At 36.8% G+C, this 19,901-nt stretch carries 15 protein-coding genes and 3 pseudogenes; 16 read left to right on the top strand and 2 right to left on the bottom strand.

Features of this window, described 5'->3' with window-relative positions; translation table 11 throughout:
• Positions 1-60: 60 nt before the first annotated feature.
• Positions 61-1,257: an IS256 family transposase gene (locus PAECUDRAFT_RS09365; RefSeq protein WP_144266498.1), complete on the top strand. Its 1,197-nt coding sequence runs from the start codon at positions 61-63 to the stop codon at positions 1,255-1,257.
• Between the two features lie 740 nt (positions 1,258-1,997).
• Here PAECUDRAFT_RS09365 and PAECUDRAFT_RS26800 read toward each other — a convergent pair.
• Positions 1,998-2,464, bottom strand: a pseudogene (locus PAECUDRAFT_RS26800) (IS4 family transposase); the annotation flags it as partial.
• Positions 2,465-3,026: 562 nt separating this feature from the next.
• Here PAECUDRAFT_RS26800 and PAECUDRAFT_RS09360 point away from each other — a divergent pair.
• The 3 genes from PAECUDRAFT_RS09360 (at position 3,027) to PAECUDRAFT_RS09350 (ending at position 6,117) form a co-directional block, all read left to right on the top strand.
• A complete protein-coding gene (locus tag PAECUDRAFT_RS09360) occupies positions 3,027-4,100 on the top strand; it encodes a glycosyltransferase family 2 protein (protein ID WP_006037890.1) in 1,074 nt (357 codons plus the stop codon).
• A 98-nt stretch (positions 4,101-4,198) separates the two neighbouring features.
• The gene (locus PAECUDRAFT_RS09355; RefSeq protein ID WP_006037889.1) at positions 4,199-5,248 is read left to right on the top strand and encodes a glycosyltransferase family 2 protein; all 1,050 of its coding nucleotides are present in this window, start codon (positions 4,199-4,201) and stop codon (positions 5,246-5,248) included.
• Between the two features lie 185 nt (positions 5,249-5,433).
• Entirely contained in the window at positions 5,434-6,117 is a 684-nt protein-coding gene (locus PAECUDRAFT_RS09350) for an HAD family hydrolase (protein WP_006037888.1), read from the top strand.
• 38 nt (positions 6,118-6,155) lie between these two features.
• On the opposite strand, the pseudogene PAECUDRAFT_RS26795 reads toward PAECUDRAFT_RS09350, so the two are convergent.
• Positions 6,156-6,858 (bottom strand): annotated as a pseudogene (locus PAECUDRAFT_RS26795) (ISL3 family transposase); the annotation flags it as partial.
• A gap of 717 nt (positions 6,859-7,575) precedes the next feature.
• On the opposite strand from PAECUDRAFT_RS26795, the gene PAECUDRAFT_RS09340 reads away from it, so the two are divergent.
• From PAECUDRAFT_RS09340 to PAECUDRAFT_RS09285, 12 genes and pseudogenes are all read left to right on the top strand, one after another.
• Positions 7,576-9,222 (top strand): pyridoxal-dependent decarboxylase, encoded by a 1,647-nt coding sequence (locus PAECUDRAFT_RS09340; protein WP_006037887.1) that lies wholly within the window; start codon positions 7,576-7,578, stop codon positions 9,220-9,222.
• 36 nt (positions 9,223-9,258) lie between these two features.
• Complete coding sequence (locus tag PAECUDRAFT_RS09335) at positions 9,259-9,981, top strand: nucleotidyltransferase family protein (protein ID WP_006037886.1); 723 nt, start codon at positions 9,259-9,261, stop codon at positions 9,979-9,981.
• Positions 9,971-10,897, top strand: coding sequence for a hypothetical protein (locus PAECUDRAFT_RS09330; protein ID WP_006037885.1), 927 nt, complete (start codon positions 9,971-9,973; stop codon positions 10,895-10,897). Before PAECUDRAFT_RS09335 ends, PAECUDRAFT_RS09330 begins: the two co-directional genes overlap by 11 nt.
• A gap of 14 nt (positions 10,898-10,911) precedes the next feature.
• The gene (locus tag PAECUDRAFT_RS09325; RefSeq protein ID WP_006037884.1) at positions 10,912-12,027 is read left to right on the top strand and encodes a glycosyltransferase family 2 protein; all 1,116 of its coding nucleotides are present in this window, start codon (positions 10,912-10,914) and stop codon (positions 12,025-12,027) included.
• A 22-nt stretch (positions 12,028-12,049) separates the two neighbouring features.
• Positions 12,050-12,907, top strand: a complete 858-nt coding sequence (locus PAECUDRAFT_RS09320) for an NAD-dependent epimerase/dehydratase family protein (protein WP_006037883.1) — start codon at positions 12,050-12,052, stop codon at positions 12,905-12,907.
• A gap of 57 nt (positions 12,908-12,964) precedes the next feature.
• Entirely contained in the window at positions 12,965-13,942 is a 978-nt protein-coding gene (locus PAECUDRAFT_RS09315) for an NAD-dependent 4,6-dehydratase LegB (RefSeq protein ID WP_040711978.1), read from the top strand.
• A gap of 114 nt (positions 13,943-14,056) precedes the next feature.
• Positions 14,057-15,061 carry a glycosyltransferase family 2 protein gene (locus tag PAECUDRAFT_RS09310; RefSeq protein ID WP_006037881.1) on the top strand — a complete coding sequence of 335 codons (1,005 nt, stop codon included), beginning with the start codon at positions 14,057-14,059 and terminating at the stop codon, positions 15,059-15,061.
• 364 nt (positions 15,062-15,425) lie between these two features.
• A complete protein-coding gene (locus PAECUDRAFT_RS09305; RefSeq protein ID WP_006037880.1) occupies positions 15,426-16,337 on the top strand; it encodes an NAD-dependent epimerase/dehydratase family protein in 912 nt (303 codons plus the stop codon).
• Between the two features lie 412 nt (positions 16,338-16,749).
• Positions 16,750-17,424, top strand: a pseudogene (locus tag PAECUDRAFT_RS26345) (transposase); the annotation flags it as partial.
• 237 nt (positions 17,425-17,661) lie between these two features.
• The gene (locus tag PAECUDRAFT_RS09295) at positions 17,662-18,228 is read left to right on the top strand and encodes a manganese efflux pump MntP (protein WP_040711977.1); all 567 of its coding nucleotides are present in this window, start codon (positions 17,662-17,664) and stop codon (positions 18,226-18,228) included.
• A 343-nt stretch (positions 18,229-18,571) separates the two neighbouring features.
• Positions 18,572-19,288 (top strand): phosphodiester glycosidase family protein, encoded by a 717-nt coding sequence (locus tag PAECUDRAFT_RS09290; protein WP_006037876.1) that lies wholly within the window; start codon positions 18,572-18,574, stop codon positions 19,286-19,288.
• 131 nt (positions 19,289-19,419) lie between these two features.
• Entirely contained in the window at positions 19,420-19,899 is a 480-nt protein-coding gene (locus PAECUDRAFT_RS09285; RefSeq protein WP_199558740.1) for a hypothetical protein, read from the top strand.
• The last annotated feature ends 2 nt before the right edge of the window (positions 19,900-19,901 follow it).

Below are 19,901 nucleotides of genomic sequence, written 5' to 3'. Positions count from 1 at the left end.
TTAACATGGAAATAATAGAAAGGTTGGGGAGCACAAATGGGATTATGGACGAAGTAGCAGCTGCGAGCGTTCATTAAAGAAAACAAGTTGGTAACAGCTCAAGACGCTCAAAATGCGTTGAAGGATCTCTTCGCCGAGACGATTCAGGAGATGCTAGAGGCTGAGATGGACACGCATTTGGGTTACGAGAAGCACGAGGTGAAGAACAAAGAGACGGCCAACAGTCGAAACGGGAAAAGCCGTAAGATCGTGACCAGCGAATACGGTGAGCAGGAAATCACCATACCACGTGACCGCCAGGGCGAGTTTGAACCGCTCGTTGTGAAGAAGCATCAATCGAATGTAACGGGCATCGAAGATCAGATCGTAGCGCTGTATGCCAAGGGCGTGAGTACACGAGACATTCAAGATCATCTAGCCAATCTCTACGGCATTGACGTCTCGCCTACGCTCATTTCCAATGTGACCAACAAGATCGTGCCGCTCATCAAGGAGTGGCAGAACCGGCCACTACAGGGTGTTTATGCGGTGGTCTTTCTCGATGCCATTCATTTTAAAGTGAAGCAGGACGGTGCCATTGTCAACAAAGCGGCTTACATGGTTATTGGCATTGACTTGGATGGAAACAAAGACGTACTGGGCATGTGGATCGGGGAGAACGAGTCGGCGAAGTTCTGGCTGAGTGTGCTCAACGAACTGAAAAACCGCGGCGTACAAGACATTCTCATCACTTGCGTAGATAACCTGACCGGCTTCTCACAAGCCATCTCCGCCTGCTATCCGCAGACTGAGATACAGAAATGCATCATTCATCAGATTCGCAATTCAACGCGCTACGTTTCTTACAAGGACCTCAAGAAAGTGACAGCGGATCTTAAGCCAATCTACAAAGCAACCACGGAAGACGCTGCACTTGCAGAACTTGATCGTTTCGATGAGCTGTGGGGAACGAAGTATCCACTCATCGTCCGTTCTTGGCGTAACAATTGGGACGAGCTAGCCACCTTCTTCAAGTATCCGCCTGAGATCCGGAAGCTCATCTACACGACCAACATCATCGAAAGCTACCATCGTCAACTCCGTAAAGTAACGAAAAGCAAGAGCATCTTCCCATCGGACGAAGCCCTCCTCAAAATGCTTTATCTTTCAACGATGGACGTCGTTCGCAAATGGACCGGACGCGTGCAGAATTGGGGACAAATGCTGCTTCAGCTCTCCGTCTTCTTTCCTGATCGGGTGGGCCAGCACTTACGTTAAAAGGCTGTTTCCCCCTCGGGGGAATTCCTTATAAATGAGTTTACACAAAATTATTGACAGACCCACAAAGAAGGCCCCAATGATTACAAGGTGTACTGTGCCCCTTGTTTCTGCTTGGACAGGCGAGGTTACATCCTATGTAGCTGCGTCAAAGGTCGATAGAAACATAATAACAACATACGTGCGGTTTCTAACTTTCTTTACATGGCATTTTTCGGTGGTTTCAGACTTTTTATTTTCAGTGTTTATCAAGTGCCGCGGCAAACCCAATGAAATCAACAAATTTGGTTCCATACTTTTTTATCACCTGACAGTTCGTCGAAGTGAATTCGAATTAAAGTCGCCCTGCCGCGTATAAAGTCGCATCAAAAAGCCGAATGAAACACAGGTATCCACTCCTGTTTTCATCGGCTTTTTTCATAAATCAGGGAAGCGAAGAAGGGAAGATCATAAAAGTCTCGAACCACTTAATGAATCAATCTTTTCCTCGATTTTCACTCCGATCTCTAATCCTTTTCTTTTATCCTGCTTTGCCCCTGTTTTTTAGCTCGACTTTATTTACTTTTTTTCACGTTTTTTCTCCGATTTTCTTCCGATTTTTCTCAGATTTATGGGACGACTTTATTTGCTCAGGCCTTTTGAGAGGAGTATAGGGAAAATGGAGAAAATGCAGGAGTAGCAAGGGCTTGCGGCGATTGGTGGGGAGGGGGCGTAACATGACTTTATTTGCGGATCACATTCGGAACAAGGAAATGACCGTCTGACCAGCTTGTGGTCAGCATGCGAAAGCCTTTGTAGAGACGCCAGTCGCGTGATCTTTAAAGCGTACCAGCATCTTCGACGGCTTTACTCCGGTTGCGTGCAAACATGGAGTCATTGAAGATGAAGGCGGTCTGCCGATTTGACGAGGTCAGCGCCTCCATACACGCGATCAAAAACCGCCGCCAGGCATAGCCGCTGTGATTCATGAAACGATACACCGTGTCTTTGCCCGGAAATGTTTCTTGCCTTTTTTGCTCTACAAGAGTCGTAACTAGTTCTTCTGGTGAAACGGCATGACAAACACCCGGCGGAATAAATAGGCGCACTTGAAGCCGAATTTCTTTATAAATATTGCGCTACGCAGGTGTTTGATCACCTTTAGTTCCTGAAAAGCCGGTTTAATTTCGTATGGCAGTTGATCAAAGGCTTGCTTTTGCTCTGTCATATAGAGGATACCTCTTCTGTGGGGTAGTGGAAGATCAACACTTTCACTTCACCAAACGAAGCGGTGTTTTTCTATTTTCCTCAAGCCAACAACTCATTCAACTCCCAACCTAAGCTGCAGATGCTGTTGGACTGATTTTCTCTGCGAAAGTTGATTTATAAAATTTATAGCTAACCTTGCATAGGAAAAGGGAATAGCTGTATAATTCTCTTTACATATACTAAGTGAGGATGATAAAATTTGTGAAAGAAGAATATTAATGAAAAAATGGACAAATTGTATTAACTAAAATGAAAAAGAAACTGCAACTGAGCAAATTTGTAGGATTTATGATAATGACACAAAGATTATGGTATTAGATTGGTATGGATGAAAAGCAAAGGCGATGGGTGTTCTTGTATCTAGCGCGACCACAGTATAAAGTAAGGGTTTATAACTGACAAACAATTCATTCTTGTTATAAATATAGAGTTGGACTGTATGATTTATTAGTGAATGAGCAGAGTGTTTTTAAAAGATTTTTTCATATAAAACAATTATTTTTAAGTGCAGGAGAGTTGAAATGAAAAAATATAGTATTGTAATAGTTGCATATGAAATGAAACTTCTTTTAAAGAACTGTCTTGAGTCAATCAATAATATTAAAGGATTCACGAGAGATGAATTTGAAGTAATTGTTTCAGATGATGGATCTACTGATGGGACGTATGAATTCATAAAAGATGTAAATAGGAACTATGATTTGAAATATATTTATACAAAAAGAAGCGAGTTATCTTGCAGAAATAGAGCTAGAAATATTGGTCTAAAAGAAGCAAGTGGTGAGGTAATAATACTGCTAGATGGTGATGTAATAGTAAAAGAAAATATATTAGAGGAGTTTGATAGATGTTACTCAAAATGTAGAGATATAATTGTCACAGGTACAAGAATAATGTTAAATGAAGATGTTAGCTATGGCGATGTTGTTAGTAAAGAAGTATTTGAAAGATTCCAATTTGATGTTAATGATAGGAATGCATTGGATTCTAGGTATCCTTTATTTGATACACTTTCATATAATTATAATGCAATTAATTGTTCTTGGCTATTAGCCTATACTTGCGTTATTTCTATTCCCAGAAAGTATTTTGATGTTGTAGGGTGTTTTGATGAGAATATAAAAGGGTGGGGATTTGATGACTCTGAACTTTTATATAGATTATTTAAGCTAAATACTAAAGTACTAATAAATCTAAAAGTAGAAGTATTGCATCAGAAACATAATTCTTTTAGGGACACCTTAAATGAACACCTAATAGAGGAGTTTTATGAAAATGTGCAATATTTTTTTAATAAGCATAAAGATGCCCTTGAGTACCTGCCAGAAAATCTAGTTGATTACTTTATGGAAAACAGATTGATAGAATTATTATCTCCTAAATATTCTGTAAAAGAAGAGATAACTATAGATTTCATAGATAAAGATAGTATTCAAACATTAAACGAAAATATTGCTAGTCATTTGAATACAGAAGGAATTGTTTTAACTATTAATGACTATGTTGAAGAAACAGACCTTGATATATCTATACAATTACTTCAAAATCATAGATGCTTAATAAAGTATTTTCCGATGTCAAAGAGAATTCGTTAATTCTGAAGATAATATTAAACGTTTGAACTTTTGGAGCTGTTCTAGAATTTAGAGATCATGTTATAAACAATTTATAATATTTAAGAGGGGGGAAATAATTGAAAGAAACCATTCCTAGGGTGACAGTCTTGATGCCAGTATATAATGGTGAAAAATATTTGAATCAAGCTATAGAAAGTATATTAACTCAGACATATACTGATTTTGAATTATTGATTATTGATGATGCATCGGTGGATAGTAGTGTTGAATTGGTTAGGTCTTATAATGATAAAAGAATAAAATTAGTCAGAAATACAGTTAATATGAATCTAATTGCTACTTTAAACAAAGGTTTAAAACTTGCAAATGGAGAATACATTGTTAGAATGGATCAAGATGACATCAGTTTCCCTAATAGGCTTAAAGTGCAGGTCGAATTTATGGATTTAAATAAAGAAGTCGCAATAAGTGGTTCTTGGATAAAAACATTTGGAACTAAAAAGAGTAGAGTTATAAAACCACCTACAAGTTACAAAGATATAAAATCAAATCTTATTTTTGGTAATTGTCTAGCTCATCCATCTGTAATAATGAGGAAAAGCTCGCTTGATAAATTTGGATTGAGTTATAATCAAAAATTTATTCATGCCGAAGATTATGAATTATGGCAACGTGCCAGTTTATTGGTTGAAGTTCGAAACATTCCTAAAGTACTCCTTAAGTATCGAATTAATGAGCAAGGAATAAGCCGTGTTTATAATGAGATTCAGTTAAACACCATAAGACTTGTTTGCGAAAACATCCTAAAACAATTAGAAGTAAATTATTCAGAAAATGATTTGGAAAATTACTATAATTTATGTAGTTGGAATTATAATATTAAAATAAACAATGTGAATAAATTAAATGATTTTGAAGAAATATTATTGAGATTATATACATCTAACGAACAAAAAAAAGTGTTTGATAGTACAGAATTTAATAAAGCGATATTTAATTGTTGGTTTAGATTATGTTCAGCATCATCATCTTACTTAGGGATGAACGCATTAAGATGCTTTAATTCATCAGAGATATCAAGTTTTTATGAGTTAAGTTTTTATAGAAAAATTAACTTACTTATTAAGTGCAGTATTAAGATGAATTTAAAAAAGCCTAGTCTATGAGAATTAGGAATTGATGTAGTAAGCGAAAATGTTTTAGTAAGCTTTTTTGATGTTTATTGCTGGGCAAACTAAATCCTAGACTAGTATCTTCTGCAGATTAATCGTTTGGGGAAGAATGTACCTTAGGTACTCAGGGCGAAGCCCACTATATAATTGTAGCCAAGGGACATATATAAGGAGGAATAATGAAAAGAGTTCTCTTGTTAGATGCGGATGGGGTTTTGTTTTGGAATGATACGTTTTTGGCTATGATTTTGAAGGCATTGGAAGAGTGGAATATTGCAGAGCAGGATATTACAGAGGCATATCGAAGCGTAGTAGAGAGTAGCGACATATTCGGAAGTCCTGAAGAGTGGATTAGTACATTGGAAAACGAAAATAAGCATTGGGAAAAAATATATCAAAATATAGCTGAATACCTTTGCAGAAAATATTCATATAATAGTAATGATATAACGGAACAATTGCTAAATAAAGCAGTTTATTATAACAATTGCATGGTATATTCAGATGTAGTTCCGTTCTTGGAGAAGGTTCATAATGGAATAGATTGTTATGTTCTTACTAATGCATATCCAAGTGTTTATCAAGTTTTAAATGTACTAGGTATTTCAAAATACATAAAAACAGTTTTTAGTTCATCAGACATTCGTATGTGTAAGCCGGATAAGGAAATATTTTTCTATACATTAGCTGAGCTAGGTGTGAATCATAAAGATGTGATTTTTGTTGATGATAAGCCGGAGAATGTTATTGCGGCTCAGGAGATAGGCATGAAGGCAGTGTTAATGAATAGAGAGAAAAAAGAAACAACACTTCAATGGGTGAAAAATTTGGATGACCTTTTTAATCAATATCTTCGGAAATAAGAAATTTTAATAAATAAAAAATAGCCTCATCCGGAAGTCTTGATGCGATTATGTCGACTTTCTACAGTTGCATTCGTCCATCTGCAGTGATGATAGTTGATGATTTCCTCTTTTTAATTTTGCAATCGTTTTCAATGTGTACAGACCGCGGAATGCTCGATTTGGCCACCTTGAACCCCCAACGTTCAAATCGAACTTCTGCAACGTACACGTTCGGGGAACCATCGTACCAGATAGTGAAGACCTCTTTCCACTCCCAAACTTGACATAGCAGCGGTGAGTAAATGAGTAGAAGGAAGAGCTGTTTTTGGCTCTCTTTCTTTAGAACTTCGATAGGTGAATTTAATAATAGGTGATGCCTTTTCAAATTTGCTTTTGCGCGCGGTGACAACCTATGCTGAACTGCTTTAGGGATTATTTTGCATGCATTCGATGACATAGACGTGCACATGAAAACGATCAGCAATTCAAATCGCATTTGGAAAGCATTCGCGAATCCAAGTATGGTAGGCCGCAGCCCAAGCTTGTTTCTGGACCTGATTGCTCATCTCAGAAGTAGCTTCATGATGAAATCGTAGTATGGTACTTATGGGCGTTTGTTGCATGCGGGCGCTACGGACGGCTGTAGAACTAAGTACCCGCTCGACGGTTTGGGAACGAAAGAACTTGCTATATCGCTGCTTCGATCCAACAAATTCATATCGATCCGAATCCGATCTCGCAAGCCGTACACTGAGGACGACTGGCAGGCATATGCAGAAACGATTTCTACCTAAAGGCTGAAAGATGACGGACGATTCGTCTTTCATTGTTGCCTTTGCGAATGACATGCTGCATAGACTGGTAAACTCAACAGCATTGCCGCTGTGCCACTGAAACGGACTCCATATGAAGTTCGTCGCCGTTGGAAAACAGAATTTGGTTTACGTGCAAGAACTGGGAAATAGAAAAAAATGCATTAGTCTTTCGGTAAAATATTTAGTGCGGATAAATATTTAGTAAGAGAAGGTTATGGACCTTCGATGGTAGTTGCGATGAAAGAAGTAGCGAAAAATATGGTTTATCGAGATGTGATTTGGAAAAACTTTTTTCGACACCAGTTATATATTGACATATCGAATTATATGTAGTAAATTTTTTAAATAAATGATTTCCATATCCTCAAGCATCAAGAAATATCAAATTTTGCATTGAAAAAGGATTTTAAATGCATGAATAAGCGTCTATGTATGAATTTTTTGAAATCGATATCAATCAGATTCCAATTGCATTTGTCCATTTGCAATATTCTGCACATGTTGTAGGTATGCCCCTTCTTGATGGCGAAATCATCCGCTGTACGGTTCAAGTACTGCCTAAATATAGATTTGTATGCGATTACAAATGATGATAAGAGCTAATTTGAATTATCTAATTTATTGAGTAAAAAGGCAAAAACATTTCATATGAGGTGATAAAATGGTCGATCGGTTTGAAGGGTTATATCCTTTAGATTATAAGAATAATGAGTTTGCAAGAAAGATTTCTTTTGCTTTTGAAACATTAACGCAAAATATGAATGAAAATAATACTCCTAGGTTTAAGAAGGTTAAGAGTTATGAAGACTTACAGACGAAATATAATGATTTATCCTATGATGGTCGTTCAACTGATGACGTGATTAAGGATATAATGGACGATTTCTTTCAAGGCACGCCTAGATGGGTTAGTCCATTATGGGCTTATAATGTTGGGACAAGTCCTAACCTAGCAGCATTAGTCATGTATACAATGGCGTTGGAAGAGAATATATATCTGATTAATGATGGATTGTCGGGTAATTGTAGCCATATAGAGAGCATTTTGAGTACCATATTTAGAAAAATAACAGGCTGCGATGATATGAGATCTGTTTTTACATTTGGTGGTACAGGTACAAATATGTATGGTATGAAACTCGGACTGAGTAAAGCTAATAAGGATGCAGTACTTAAAGGGCTGTCTGGTAATGTAAAAGTTATGATAACCAAGGATGCGCATTATGCACAAGTAACATGCGCCGATTGGTTGGGGGTCGGGGTACAAAATATCGTGACAATTGATTCAAAGGGGCTGTATAGCCGAATTGATGATGCTGAAACCAAGATGAGGAAAATTATAGAATCAGGAGATAAAATAGGTGTTATTATCATTAATGGTGGAACTACGTACGATCATGCTATAGATGATATTCAGCAATTCAGATTATTAATTGATAGGTTGGTTGAAGAGTATTCATTGGATTATAGTCCGCACTTACATGTAGACTCCGTAATTGGGTGGTCTTGGCTATTCTTTAAATATTACGAATTTAATGAAAATCCACTTGATATACCGATGAAATATCTAGTTAAAATGAAAAAACAATTTGAACGTATTAGTAACATAAAGTACGCTGACTCCTGGGGAGTAGATTTCCATAAAGGTATTGGTAGCTGTCCAGTCGCTTCAAGTATGTTTTGTGTGAATAATAAGAGTGATATAAGATACTTATCAAAGAAACTATATGATGGACATGACGTTCATCAGTTATCTCCTGAGTTCAGTTCTATAAATCCTTCAGAATTTACACTTGAAACATCTCGATCCGCAGGAGCGCCATTAGCAGCATTGGCAAGTCTTAACGCACTAGGTTCATCTGGTTATATAAAACTTCTTTCTAATCTATTGATTAACTCTTTCGAATTGAGAGATAGACTGGAAAGTAATCCAAGAATACGGGTATGTAATAATGAATCTTTAGGATTTTGTACTATGATAAGGGTATATCCAAGCAAAGAACATAAGTTACGTGCAATCAAAGTAGAACAAAATCCACAAGAAGAAGATTTTGCGTTTATATGTGAAATGAACAAATACAATAAAGAGTTCTTTAAGTGGGATCATATGACTAGAATGGGTAAAAACAATGAATTCGAGTATTCCTTTACATCTAGTTACAAAGTTTATGATAATAAAATTAAGTTAGAAGCATTAAAGTTTTATAACGTATCCCCGCATTTTAAGTATGAACATGTAGATGATATTGTAAATAAATTATCACAGCAGTTGCTAATTTTTGAAGAAGTTAGTGAATTGGCCATCTAGAAACTTAGGGGGGCGAACAATGGAGGGAGGATAATCATGACTAAAAAAGCTGTGATATTATGTGGGGGACTTGGCATTAGGCTAGCACCTTTGACAAGCGTGTTTCCGAAGCCTTTGTTACCTATCGGCGAAAAAGCTATGATAGAAATTCAAATTGAGCAACTAAAGAAATATGGATTTACTGAGATATATTTGGCGACAAATTATAAATCTGAGTATTTTGAGCGTTTTTTCGGAAACGGAGATTATTATGGTGTTAACATCATTATTAGCAAGGAAACAAAGCCGTTGGGAACAGCAGGACCGATCAAGCTGCTAGAAGATAAACTGGATGAACCATTTTTAGTTATGAATGGAGACATTATAACACAATTAAATTTTGATAAAATATATCAATATGCTATAGAGAAGAAAGGTTTATTAACCGCAGGTGTTAAGAAAATGATTATGCCTTACGACTTTGGTAATATTCATTTTGATGGTGATGCAATAACTAAAATAGAGGAAAAACCCAACATCATCATGCATGGACTAGCGGGAATTTATGCTATGCATCCTGATATTATGGAGTATATACCAAGTGATACTTATTTTGGGATGGATAGTTTGCTTGAAGTCATGATACAACGTCAGGAAAAAATCTATAAGTATGATATTGAAGATTATTGGTTAGATGTTGGTCGCATGGATGATTATAATAAAATCAGAAATTCATATGATGAAATGATTATGAAGGAGAAGGAAAGCTGTGCAGAATGAGAAAAAGAAATCCTTTTCGCAGGATGAGCTATCCCAAATACATAACATTTCAGAAATAGTTAGTGAATTTTTGGGAATCGAAGATTTCGTTATTTACGGTGGTTATATTAGTGATGTTATAGAAAAAGGAAATGCTTATGGAAGTGACATCGATATCGCTATTAAATACGAAAATGAAAAACAGATTACTGATATACTAAAAAGGCTTGCTGAAAGAAATTTTAAGATAGTTGCAGAGCGAGATTATTATATAAAGTATGACGAATATGTTAAATTGTATTATTTAGAAAATGAATCCTACTTTTTAGATATTGCGTTTATGCAAGATCCGCAGGATATAGGCATTTTCACTATAGATAGTATTATTTATCTAAACAAAGAGAGAATAATCATTGATAAATATGATGGCATCAAGGATTTAAAAGAGAGAAATCTTCGTTTAAGCAATCCAGATATATGTGAAAATCCACTTTATATTTTAAGTAGACTTATGTGTGTTACATCTAAGTATGGAATTCCTTTGAGAGATAAAAAAATAGAAAGTATAATTGTAAATCTGGGACAGGGGAGAAATGAACTAAATATTGGTAAAAAGAATGATATACAAGCAAGTTTTTTAGCAAGACTTTTTAAGTCAATAATTTGTTCAGTTGATAGAGTTGAATATATAGGGGCACTAATTCACTACAATATAATAGGAAGAGGTCCACAAGTTTTGGAGGTATTATTTACAAGAATTATAAGCAACAATAGTAATGAACTTATGAAGGTTTCCACTTCTAAGGAATTAATTAAACTACTACATTCCTATGCTCAAGACGAAGAGGTTAAAGATTTAGTAGAATGTATAAGCTTGTTTAAATATCGATATTGGAGCAACGAAGAATTTGAATTAGCTCAAACTCTTGATGTGTAAAAAAGGAGAGTAAAATGTTATCTATTATAGTACCGGCACATAATGAAGAGAAAAATATGACCTCTGTTTTAGATAGGTTGATTCAGCAAAATGACAGAGATGGAAATAGAATGGCTGTGGATACGTATCGAATTATTGTAGTTGTGTCTGCAAAGACAACGGATAATACGGAAGCGATAGTTAAGAAGTATATTGAAAGAGAAAAGAGTGTTCAGATATACCTGACACAAGATCCTGGTAATGGGTTTGTTGAAGCGCGATTAGCAGGAATCAATTTCATTTTAGATAATGAAGACATGAATAAATTTACACAATATATTGCTTTTTGTGATGCGGATTTGATTGTTCCAGATATTTGGGTTAATACAATACTTACATCCTTTGCAGATGATAATTATGATGTGATTTCTTTTGCTGGCACTTTCCCATTAGATTTTTGGAAGAGAGTTCCTAAGTTGGCTCAAAAATATTACGATGAAGTTGGCACAATCTTTTTCGATAAAAGTACAATTGAGTATTACCAGTTTGATGATAAATGCTTATTTACTGAGGGGCTATTTCAGAGATTTGGACGTCCTTTAAGCGGCGGATGTTATTCTATTAGAAAAAGTAAGTACTTAAGTTGTGGCGGGTACATTAAAGAATATAAAGATGAAAATAAAACTGATGAGCTTGACGGACCTACATGGAGGATGATGTTCAGACTATATCAGCAAGGGGTAAGAGTTTATTATAGTCGAGAAAATGCCTTTGAATGTAGTGCAAGGCGAATGGTTGCAGACCCTTCAGAGTTTTTTAGCATTAAACAATATGACAAGATGAATGAATTAAAGCATTATCGTGATATTGATGATAAGTCTTATGACAATTTGGAGAATCTGTCGGATCATATAGATTTTGAACCTATTAGAATGTATGTAATTGAATATTATATATTTTTATGGATTATAAATGATATATCATTGCTTACAAATAATCGTGATTTTTTTGGAACAACATATGATAACATTTATCAAGATATTATGAATTGGAACGATAGTATAAAGGAAAAAACTAGTCTTAAGGTATTTGATTTTGCCAAAATACTTAGAGAAAAATATGCTGAACAAATAATTAGTGTCATTAGCTAATTGATTTGAGGATGAATTTATTATGAGTGTGTTAGTAACAGGAGCAAATGGGTTCATAGGTAAAAACTTAGTTGAATATCTTGGAGAAAATGGGATAGAGACTGTAGATACTGAAAGTTTAGGAGACATCACTGATGACGAGTGTTTCGATAAATTAGATTTGTCTAATTTATCATGCTGCATTCATTTGGCTGCAAAAGTGTTTGTTCCAGATAGTTGGAAGGATCCATCTACATTTTATAAAACAAATTTAATAGGCACATTAAATGTACTGGAATTATGTCGTAGAAAACAAATAGGTCTTGTTTTTGTAAGTGCATATGTATATGGAATACCGGAAGAACTTCCTATTAGTGAAGAAAGTCAGATAGTGGCCAATAATCCTTACGGACATTCAAAACTGTTGGCTGAACAGTTGTGCGAATTTTATTACAATAATTTTGGTGTGAAGGTTAGTATAATAAGACCATTTAATGTGTATGGTGTAGGACAAAACGAAAAGTTTCTAGTTCCTCACATTATTAATCAGGCTCTAAGCCATGAATTTATTGAAGTAATGGATTTGGCTCCTAAGAGAGATTACATTTATATTGATGATTTGGTAAAGGCAATTGTAAGTGCAATGAATAGTGATATAAAGTTCGCCATTTATAATGCTGGCAATGGAAAGTCATACTCTGTAAAGGAGATAATTGATATTGTCCAAGGTATAGTTGGCAGCAGTAAAGAGGTACGAAGTAAAAACTGTTCACGTGAAAATGAAGTAGTTAATGTTGTGGCTGATTGCCAGAAAATTAAAACAGAACTTAATTGGATGCCGGAGTATACACTTGTTAGTGGTTTAACTAAAATGATTGAAGATATGAAGACGAAGATTTGAAAGTAAGTAGTTAGGAAAGGAATATATTGATGCTTTGTGCATCATTTAGGTGATAACATGAAAGTTTTAGTTACCGGAGCAGATGGTTTCATTGGCAGTCATTTGGTTGAGTTATTAGTAAATCAAGGTTATGAGGTAAGGGCATTTTCATTTTATAACTCCTTTAATACATGGGGCTGGCTAGATAGCCTTCAAAAGGACGTGTTAAATCAAATAGAAGTCGTTACTGGTGATATTAGAGATGCCAATGGGGTGTATGATGCGTTAAAAGGAGTAGAACAGGTTTTTCATCTTGCTGCGTTGATTGCTATTCCTTTTAGTTACAGTTCACCAGATATGTATGTAGATACAAATATTAAAGGGACTTTAAATGTTTTGCAAGCTGCTAGAAGGCTGCATTTAAGTAAGATACTTATTACCTCTACATCAGAAGTTTATGGAACGGCAAAATATGTTCCTATGGATGAAAACCATCCATTTCAAGGACAGTCCCCATATTCGGCGACGAAGATAGGTGCCGATAGACTTGCTGAAAGTTATTATAGAAGTTTTGATATGCCAATTGCTATTGTAAGACCATTTAATACATATGGTCCAAGGCAATCTGCAAGAGCTGTAATACCTAATATTATTTCACAGTTATTAAGTGGAAAAGAGGAAATTGAATTAGGATCTATTAGTCCAACAAGAGATTTCGTTTATGTAAAAGATACTGTGAATGGTTTTTTGAAGATTGCAGAATCAGAACATACAATAGGCCAAGAGATTAATATTGCAACACAAAAAGAAATATCAGTTGGTGATTTAGCTGAAGTTATTATTAAACAAATCAATCCAAATGCAAGGATTATTTGTAAAGAGGAACGGCTGAGACCAGATAAGAGTGAAGTCAATCGATTGTTGGGATCAAACGAGAAGATTATGCGTTTGACGAATTGGAAACCACAGTACTCTTTTGAGCAAGGGATTAAAGATACGGTTGAATGGATAAAGAACAACCTAGATACATATAAAACAGATATATATAATGTTTAAGCTAGCAACATGAGGATAAGGATATCGCAGAGTTGACGGCTCCTTTTCTACCATTTAGTAGTTAATCAACAGGCGTGATATTTAAATACTCTAAAGTAGATCAGGAGACGAGCGATGATTGAAGGAAAGTTGATAAGTGTTATTATTCCAGTATTCAATACTGAAAAATATATTGTATCATGTTTGAAATCATTGGTGAACCAAACTTATGTTAATTTTGAAGTAATAATAGTTGATGACGGTTCAACAGATAAATCATGTGAAGTTATAAAAGAATTTCTTAATTCCACCAGTTTAGAGTATAAAATTTTTAAAAAAACTAACGGTGGGGTAAGTAGTGCAAGAAACTTAGGAATAACGAATTCTAATGGTAAATACCTACTATTCTTAGACTCTGATGATTTCGTTGAAAATGTATTATTTGAAAAAATAGAAGCGGTTACAACCGAAAATAATGTAGATATGATATTTTACGGTTTTGATATGGTTAATGAGCAGCATGAGGCTATGTGGTCATACGAGGATAATTTCAGGTATATACAAGAAATATTGAGTGGAAAAAAAATAATGAAAGATATATTAGATGAAAAGGTTTTAATATGGACTTCGAGCGTAATGTACAGAAGAGAGTTTGTAATTGAAAATAATATTAAATATCTAGAGACTGCTTATAATGGTGAGGATCAAGCTTTTACATACAAAGCTCTATACCGTTGCAGCAAAATATTTAATATAAACCAAGTACTTGCACATTACGTACAAAGGCATGGGTCTATAAGCCATAGTAATTCACTAAAAAGAATAACGGTCTTAGATGCATTTGAAGATTTATGTAACTATATGCAAATATATAACGAAGAAGATAGTTTAATAAAAGAAATAAAGCAAAAAAAAATTCCCTCAGAAGTAATATATGCTTTGACTCAGATAGTTAGTAAGGATAACAAAAAACAAATTAAAAATTTGTTGAAGATGCAAAATATAAGGTCATCACTTAGGCCCTTTAAGCTAAATAATTTAAACAAAAAGGATTTTAAGCTATTTGTAAGAGTAAAATTAGCTTTATTGACTCCAACTTTATTTTATTACTATTATGTTTTGAAAAAGTATAAAAGCTAAAGTGGTACTATGATGTCAGTAAAAATGCTTTAGAATATGGCGTATTTGAAAAGATTTCTTCATAGGATAAGCCACCTCTATCAGTAAACTTAAGAGTTTAACCAAGGGGCTGTCCCAAAAGGTCATAAAGTGACCTAAGAGACAGCCTCTTTTTTGCTCTGGGCTTTTTCTGCCGCTCACAAATAACTTGCTTGGAGTATTGAAATGAAATAGAGAAATATTACCGCTAGCATAAACAAGCAACTATATAAGCTCAATGCTTATGAAGGACCTGATGGTAGTCTTGAAAATGCTTTATTTGTTAAGTTCGGTATATAATGCCGAAAGAGTGATCCAACGAAGAGAGTTAGGATGTTGATCGATTATGAATTGTTTAGTTTTGGGTGGTACAGGTTTTATAGGAAAACATCTATGCAAAAGATTAGCCGAAGAAAATCACAATGTAAGAATATTAGGACGAAAGAAAATAGAGTTTGATAACATCTTTTATGACAATAAATTTGAATTTGTTCAACAAGATTTTTTACAAATTGATGATTTTAGTAACTTATTAGATGGGATAGATATTGTATTTCATCTAATTAGTACCACAATTCCAAGTACATCTGAAATCGATTGCGTCTTTGATATTTCTTCAAATGTAATATCAACATTAAAGTTATTGAAGGCTTGTGTAAAAATGAAGATAAAAAAAATAGTATTTATATCTTCTGGTGGCACTGTTTATGGAATCCCAGTACAACTTCCTATACCAGAGGAACATCCAACAAATCCTATCTGTTCTTATGGAATTCAGAAGTTAACGATAGAAAACTATCTTTATTATTATTTTATGCAGTATGGTTTAGATTATACCATACTTAGATTGTCCAATCCTTATGGAACCGGACAGTATATAAATAAGAACCAAGGTGTTATACCCATATTTATAGATAAACTCATGAAAAACGAGACTTTAAATATCTGGGGTGATGGAAAAATAATCAGAGATTATATATATATAGACGATGCTATTAATGGAATAATTTCAACTATAAATTATACTGGGAAATATAAAATTTTTAATATTGGTAGTGGTGAAGGAATGACACTGTTAGAAGTTGTGGACAGCATTTCTGAAATTCTAGGATGTAAATATAATATTAATTATTTAGACGCAAGAAAAATAGATGTTCCTGTAAATGTTTTGGATGTTTCTAGAGCAGAAGATAACCTCTTGTGGAAAGGCAGAGTAACCTTTGAAGAGGCTATAAACAGCATTAAGTTGCTATGTTAAGTCTTATTTACTTGCTCTTTCGAACAAGTCAACTAGCTGGTAAGAACTTTTTTGCGAAAACAGGCATAGGGATGCCGGGATTGTTCAGTAATTGTTTTCAGCGGCTTAGACCGCGTCTTTCTTCTGAACCTCGTAGCTAAAAGAACGGAGTCTTGCAACTAATTGTCGTTCCATCCTTTTTCGATTTCGGTTCTGGAGGTAATCTGTACCGAGTTCCTGGTTATCTTCTTTTTCCTCGGCGTTTGGCGATCGACCAGAATTTAGATTCCAGATATGTTTTTGTCTCACTGGGTGCCTGTGCGGCTTCACATAATGCGGTTTTTAATGCTTGGAGTGTTGCGATAAAAATGGAGTCGAGAAACACCCTCGTATGAAATAAAATGAAGCTAATGAGGAGAGCCGCAAACTAGCGGAACTGCTGTTTCGCTTGCTGTTTCTGCAGCTCCTGTACAACCTCTCGGATTAGCGAATGATTTAGGAAGCTAAGGTGAATCTGACTTACAAGTGGTTTCTCGGAATCAAGCCGGAGGATCCGCTGCCAGATACTGTAGTCAAACGCCACCCCAAGTTGGAGAAGAAACTACTTAAGCTGTGCCCTCTGTTAAAAGTGAAGATGTAGAAGCAGAGAAAACCCTGCTGAGCTACTTGACCCAGCAGGGAGAGCAGTGGAGGAACTGCTTCCGGACCATGAAGGGCGGTGAGCGAGAAACTGGGCATGGCCAAACAAATGATCAGGGATGAGCGATTACTCTCACACAAGGGGATTCTCTCCGCTATCGACCCGGATGCACGCTTTGGCTGGAAGAGTAGTAGCAAATCGTTCTTTGGCTACAAAGAACATATCGCCATGACGGAATAGGAAAATATTACCGAGATGGAGGTAACGCCGGGAAGTACCGACGACGGCAAGCAATTACCGACATTGTTCGAACAAACCACAGCAAATGGCATAACCGTAAACGAAATCATTGCAGATACCGCCTATTCGGGCAAGGATAATCTGGCCCGAACGATAAAGGAGACCCTATCGCCTGTCGTACTCTTAAACCCGATTGTCCACGAAGGGGGCGATCGTAAAGAAGGGTTCGGGAAGAGACGCATTATGAAAAAGGGTCTCGATGATTTAATATTCATCGGGACCATATTTTTCTAGGCGTATGTCCCAAATTACAAGGTTGTTGGTACCTCACAACCCAGCTAATGATGCTACAGACAGTCGCAAGAATCAGAAGCATTTGAAGCTTCGTAAAAATTTCACTGATCATCTAGGCGGTTGCCCGCATAATATATCTGACCGAACAATTGGAAGGTCAACACGAATGCATTGGCTACGATTGCGATGATCGGAATTGCTGCTAATTTAGACAATTTAGGAATCGGGGTAACGCTTGGATCGCGCAGGATTTACGTTCCGTTGTTATCCAACCTGATCATTGCAATTTTATCGATGATTGCGACGTTTTTATCCATGGTGCTAGGTGAGTATATTTCCGGGCTGCTGCCAACCTCCTGGGGTAATATGATAGGCGGAATGATGATCGTTATTCTTGGTATCTGGGGGATCATTAGCTACCAGCGCAAGCGCGGCGCCGCTGCTGTCAAAAAGAACGGCAATAACGGCAAAGACAAAGTTCAAAGGGTCTCATGGCTCGAGTCCATCTCGCTTGGGTCCGCATTGTCCATTAACTGCATGGCAAGCAGTCTGGGCGCTGGCGCGAGCGGTGTTTCTCCGTATCTTACCGCGCTTTCGGTAGGCGTTTTCTCTTTCGTAATGATCGACATCGGGAGCCGGATGGGCATTCGCTTCGCGCGTTCTTGGCTGGGGAAGTATTCCGAGCTGATCGGCTGCGTCCTGTTAATAGCGATTGGGTGTTATGAGATGACGGTATGAAGCAGCACTTATCATTATGCGGGCGGCGATGCTGGAATATTATCACCTTGAAGATTCGCTAGGCGAACAATTCGTACGATACTTGAGGGGCGTTGCCGCAAGCGGGGTTCTATGGAGTAAAGGAATGAGGAAATTGTTTATAGCGAATGGCTTCGTCCTTGTTAACAAGGGGCGGAGCCATTCGTCTTTTATGCCCTTCTTTCTTTTAGGTTGTTTTCGTTCGCCGTCCATTCACTTTTGTAGTAACAGGAAAAAATTCCTTCGAAAAGCTGGGGGACAAGCTGAGGGAACTGTCCGCTCCTGATTACACAAAGTCCAAAGGGACGACAGAGGAGAATGAAACATGGGTAACGCTAAACTTACTTCGAACACAACAGTATCAGGTAAAACGGTGTATTACATCGAGGCCGATCCAAGCACGGTTGGCGTGCATGATCTGGGGGGGGCAAACCTGACCACTTCGACCAAATTCGGTATTAATGGCACGTTTTTTGATGACGCCAGCGGCAACGTGGTCGGTATTGCAACAACTTCGGCAGGTTCTCCTGTTCGCTATAATTCCGTAGAGCATGCTGCCGGCTATACGCGTGGCACGATCGTCGCTTTTCGTCCGCTGGGAACACAAGCTCAAGTTCAGTCGCGCTATGTCATTAACAACATTAAGGATGCCAACATTCCGTTGGATTGGATTGATTGGGCAGTGGGCGGTTTGAGCCTTTATTTGAATGATTCGTCTGTCAACACAGAATCGGCTCTAACGACGAAGCTGGTCAACGTCGAGCATGGTCAGAGCGTGAACGGCGTTTCCCCCGCTGCTAACGCTGACCGCGCTGCCGTCGGTTTCAAGAGCGGCAAGATCGTTCTTGCCATTATTAAAAGCGCAAAGCCTTGGGATGTTCGTAATGTCATGGTTGCCCTTGGCTGCACGGATGCTGTTATGCTGGATGGCAGCACGGCCGCGCAATTGCGTGCGAAGACGTCTACAGGCACGGTCGTAACAACGGGCGGACCGCGTAACATCTATAGCTACATTGAGGTAGCACCGACTTCCTGGTTGTAGGAGGTTTTAAGCAAAGGGAAGGGCGCTTTTAAAGCGCTCTTCCCCTTTATACATTTTCTTCATTTTCGAGAAACTTTTGAAAAGTTGTTTCGTCTATAATGGAGGGACGAGGATAAGAATAAAGGAGGATAATGATGAAACGTTATTTCATAGTTTTGTTTCTCATGATGCTTGTGTTGAATGGCTGTGGCGGAACAAAAGAAAAGGCTTCTACGGATGAGAAAGAAAAAACGGTAAGTACAGACGCAGCAAGCAATCAAACCGACTTTACTCCCGGCATAAGCGTTGACTTTGACAAGGCAAAGAATGATTATATAACGGATGATATTTTGAAAACACTCAAGGAAAATCTCCAATCTATTATTGATAAGAATCAGCAGAATTTTGTGAAGGGCTTCATCGCGGGGAGAGAAAAAAGCAATCTGTTCTGGTTGGAAGGCAGTAAACAATATCAGTTCAACGAGATTGCCACCACGCAGCATGAGGGGGAACGCATCAACATCACGATTAATTATAAATCCAGCGATAACGGCACAATTGAAGATAACAGTATGACCTATACGTTCCTTGAAGATAAAACGAATGGATGGAAAATCGCTACAATCGATTAGAA

The organism is Paenibacillus curdlanolyticus YK9, from assembly GCF_000179615.1.
In the GTDB taxonomy this organism is placed as follows: domain Bacteria; phylum Bacillota; class Bacilli; order Paenibacillales; family Paenibacillaceae; genus Paenibacillus_T; species Paenibacillus_T curdlanolyticus.
The sequence above is the reverse complement of the archived record's forward strand: the minus strand, read 5'-3'. Positions and strand labels throughout refer to the sequence as shown.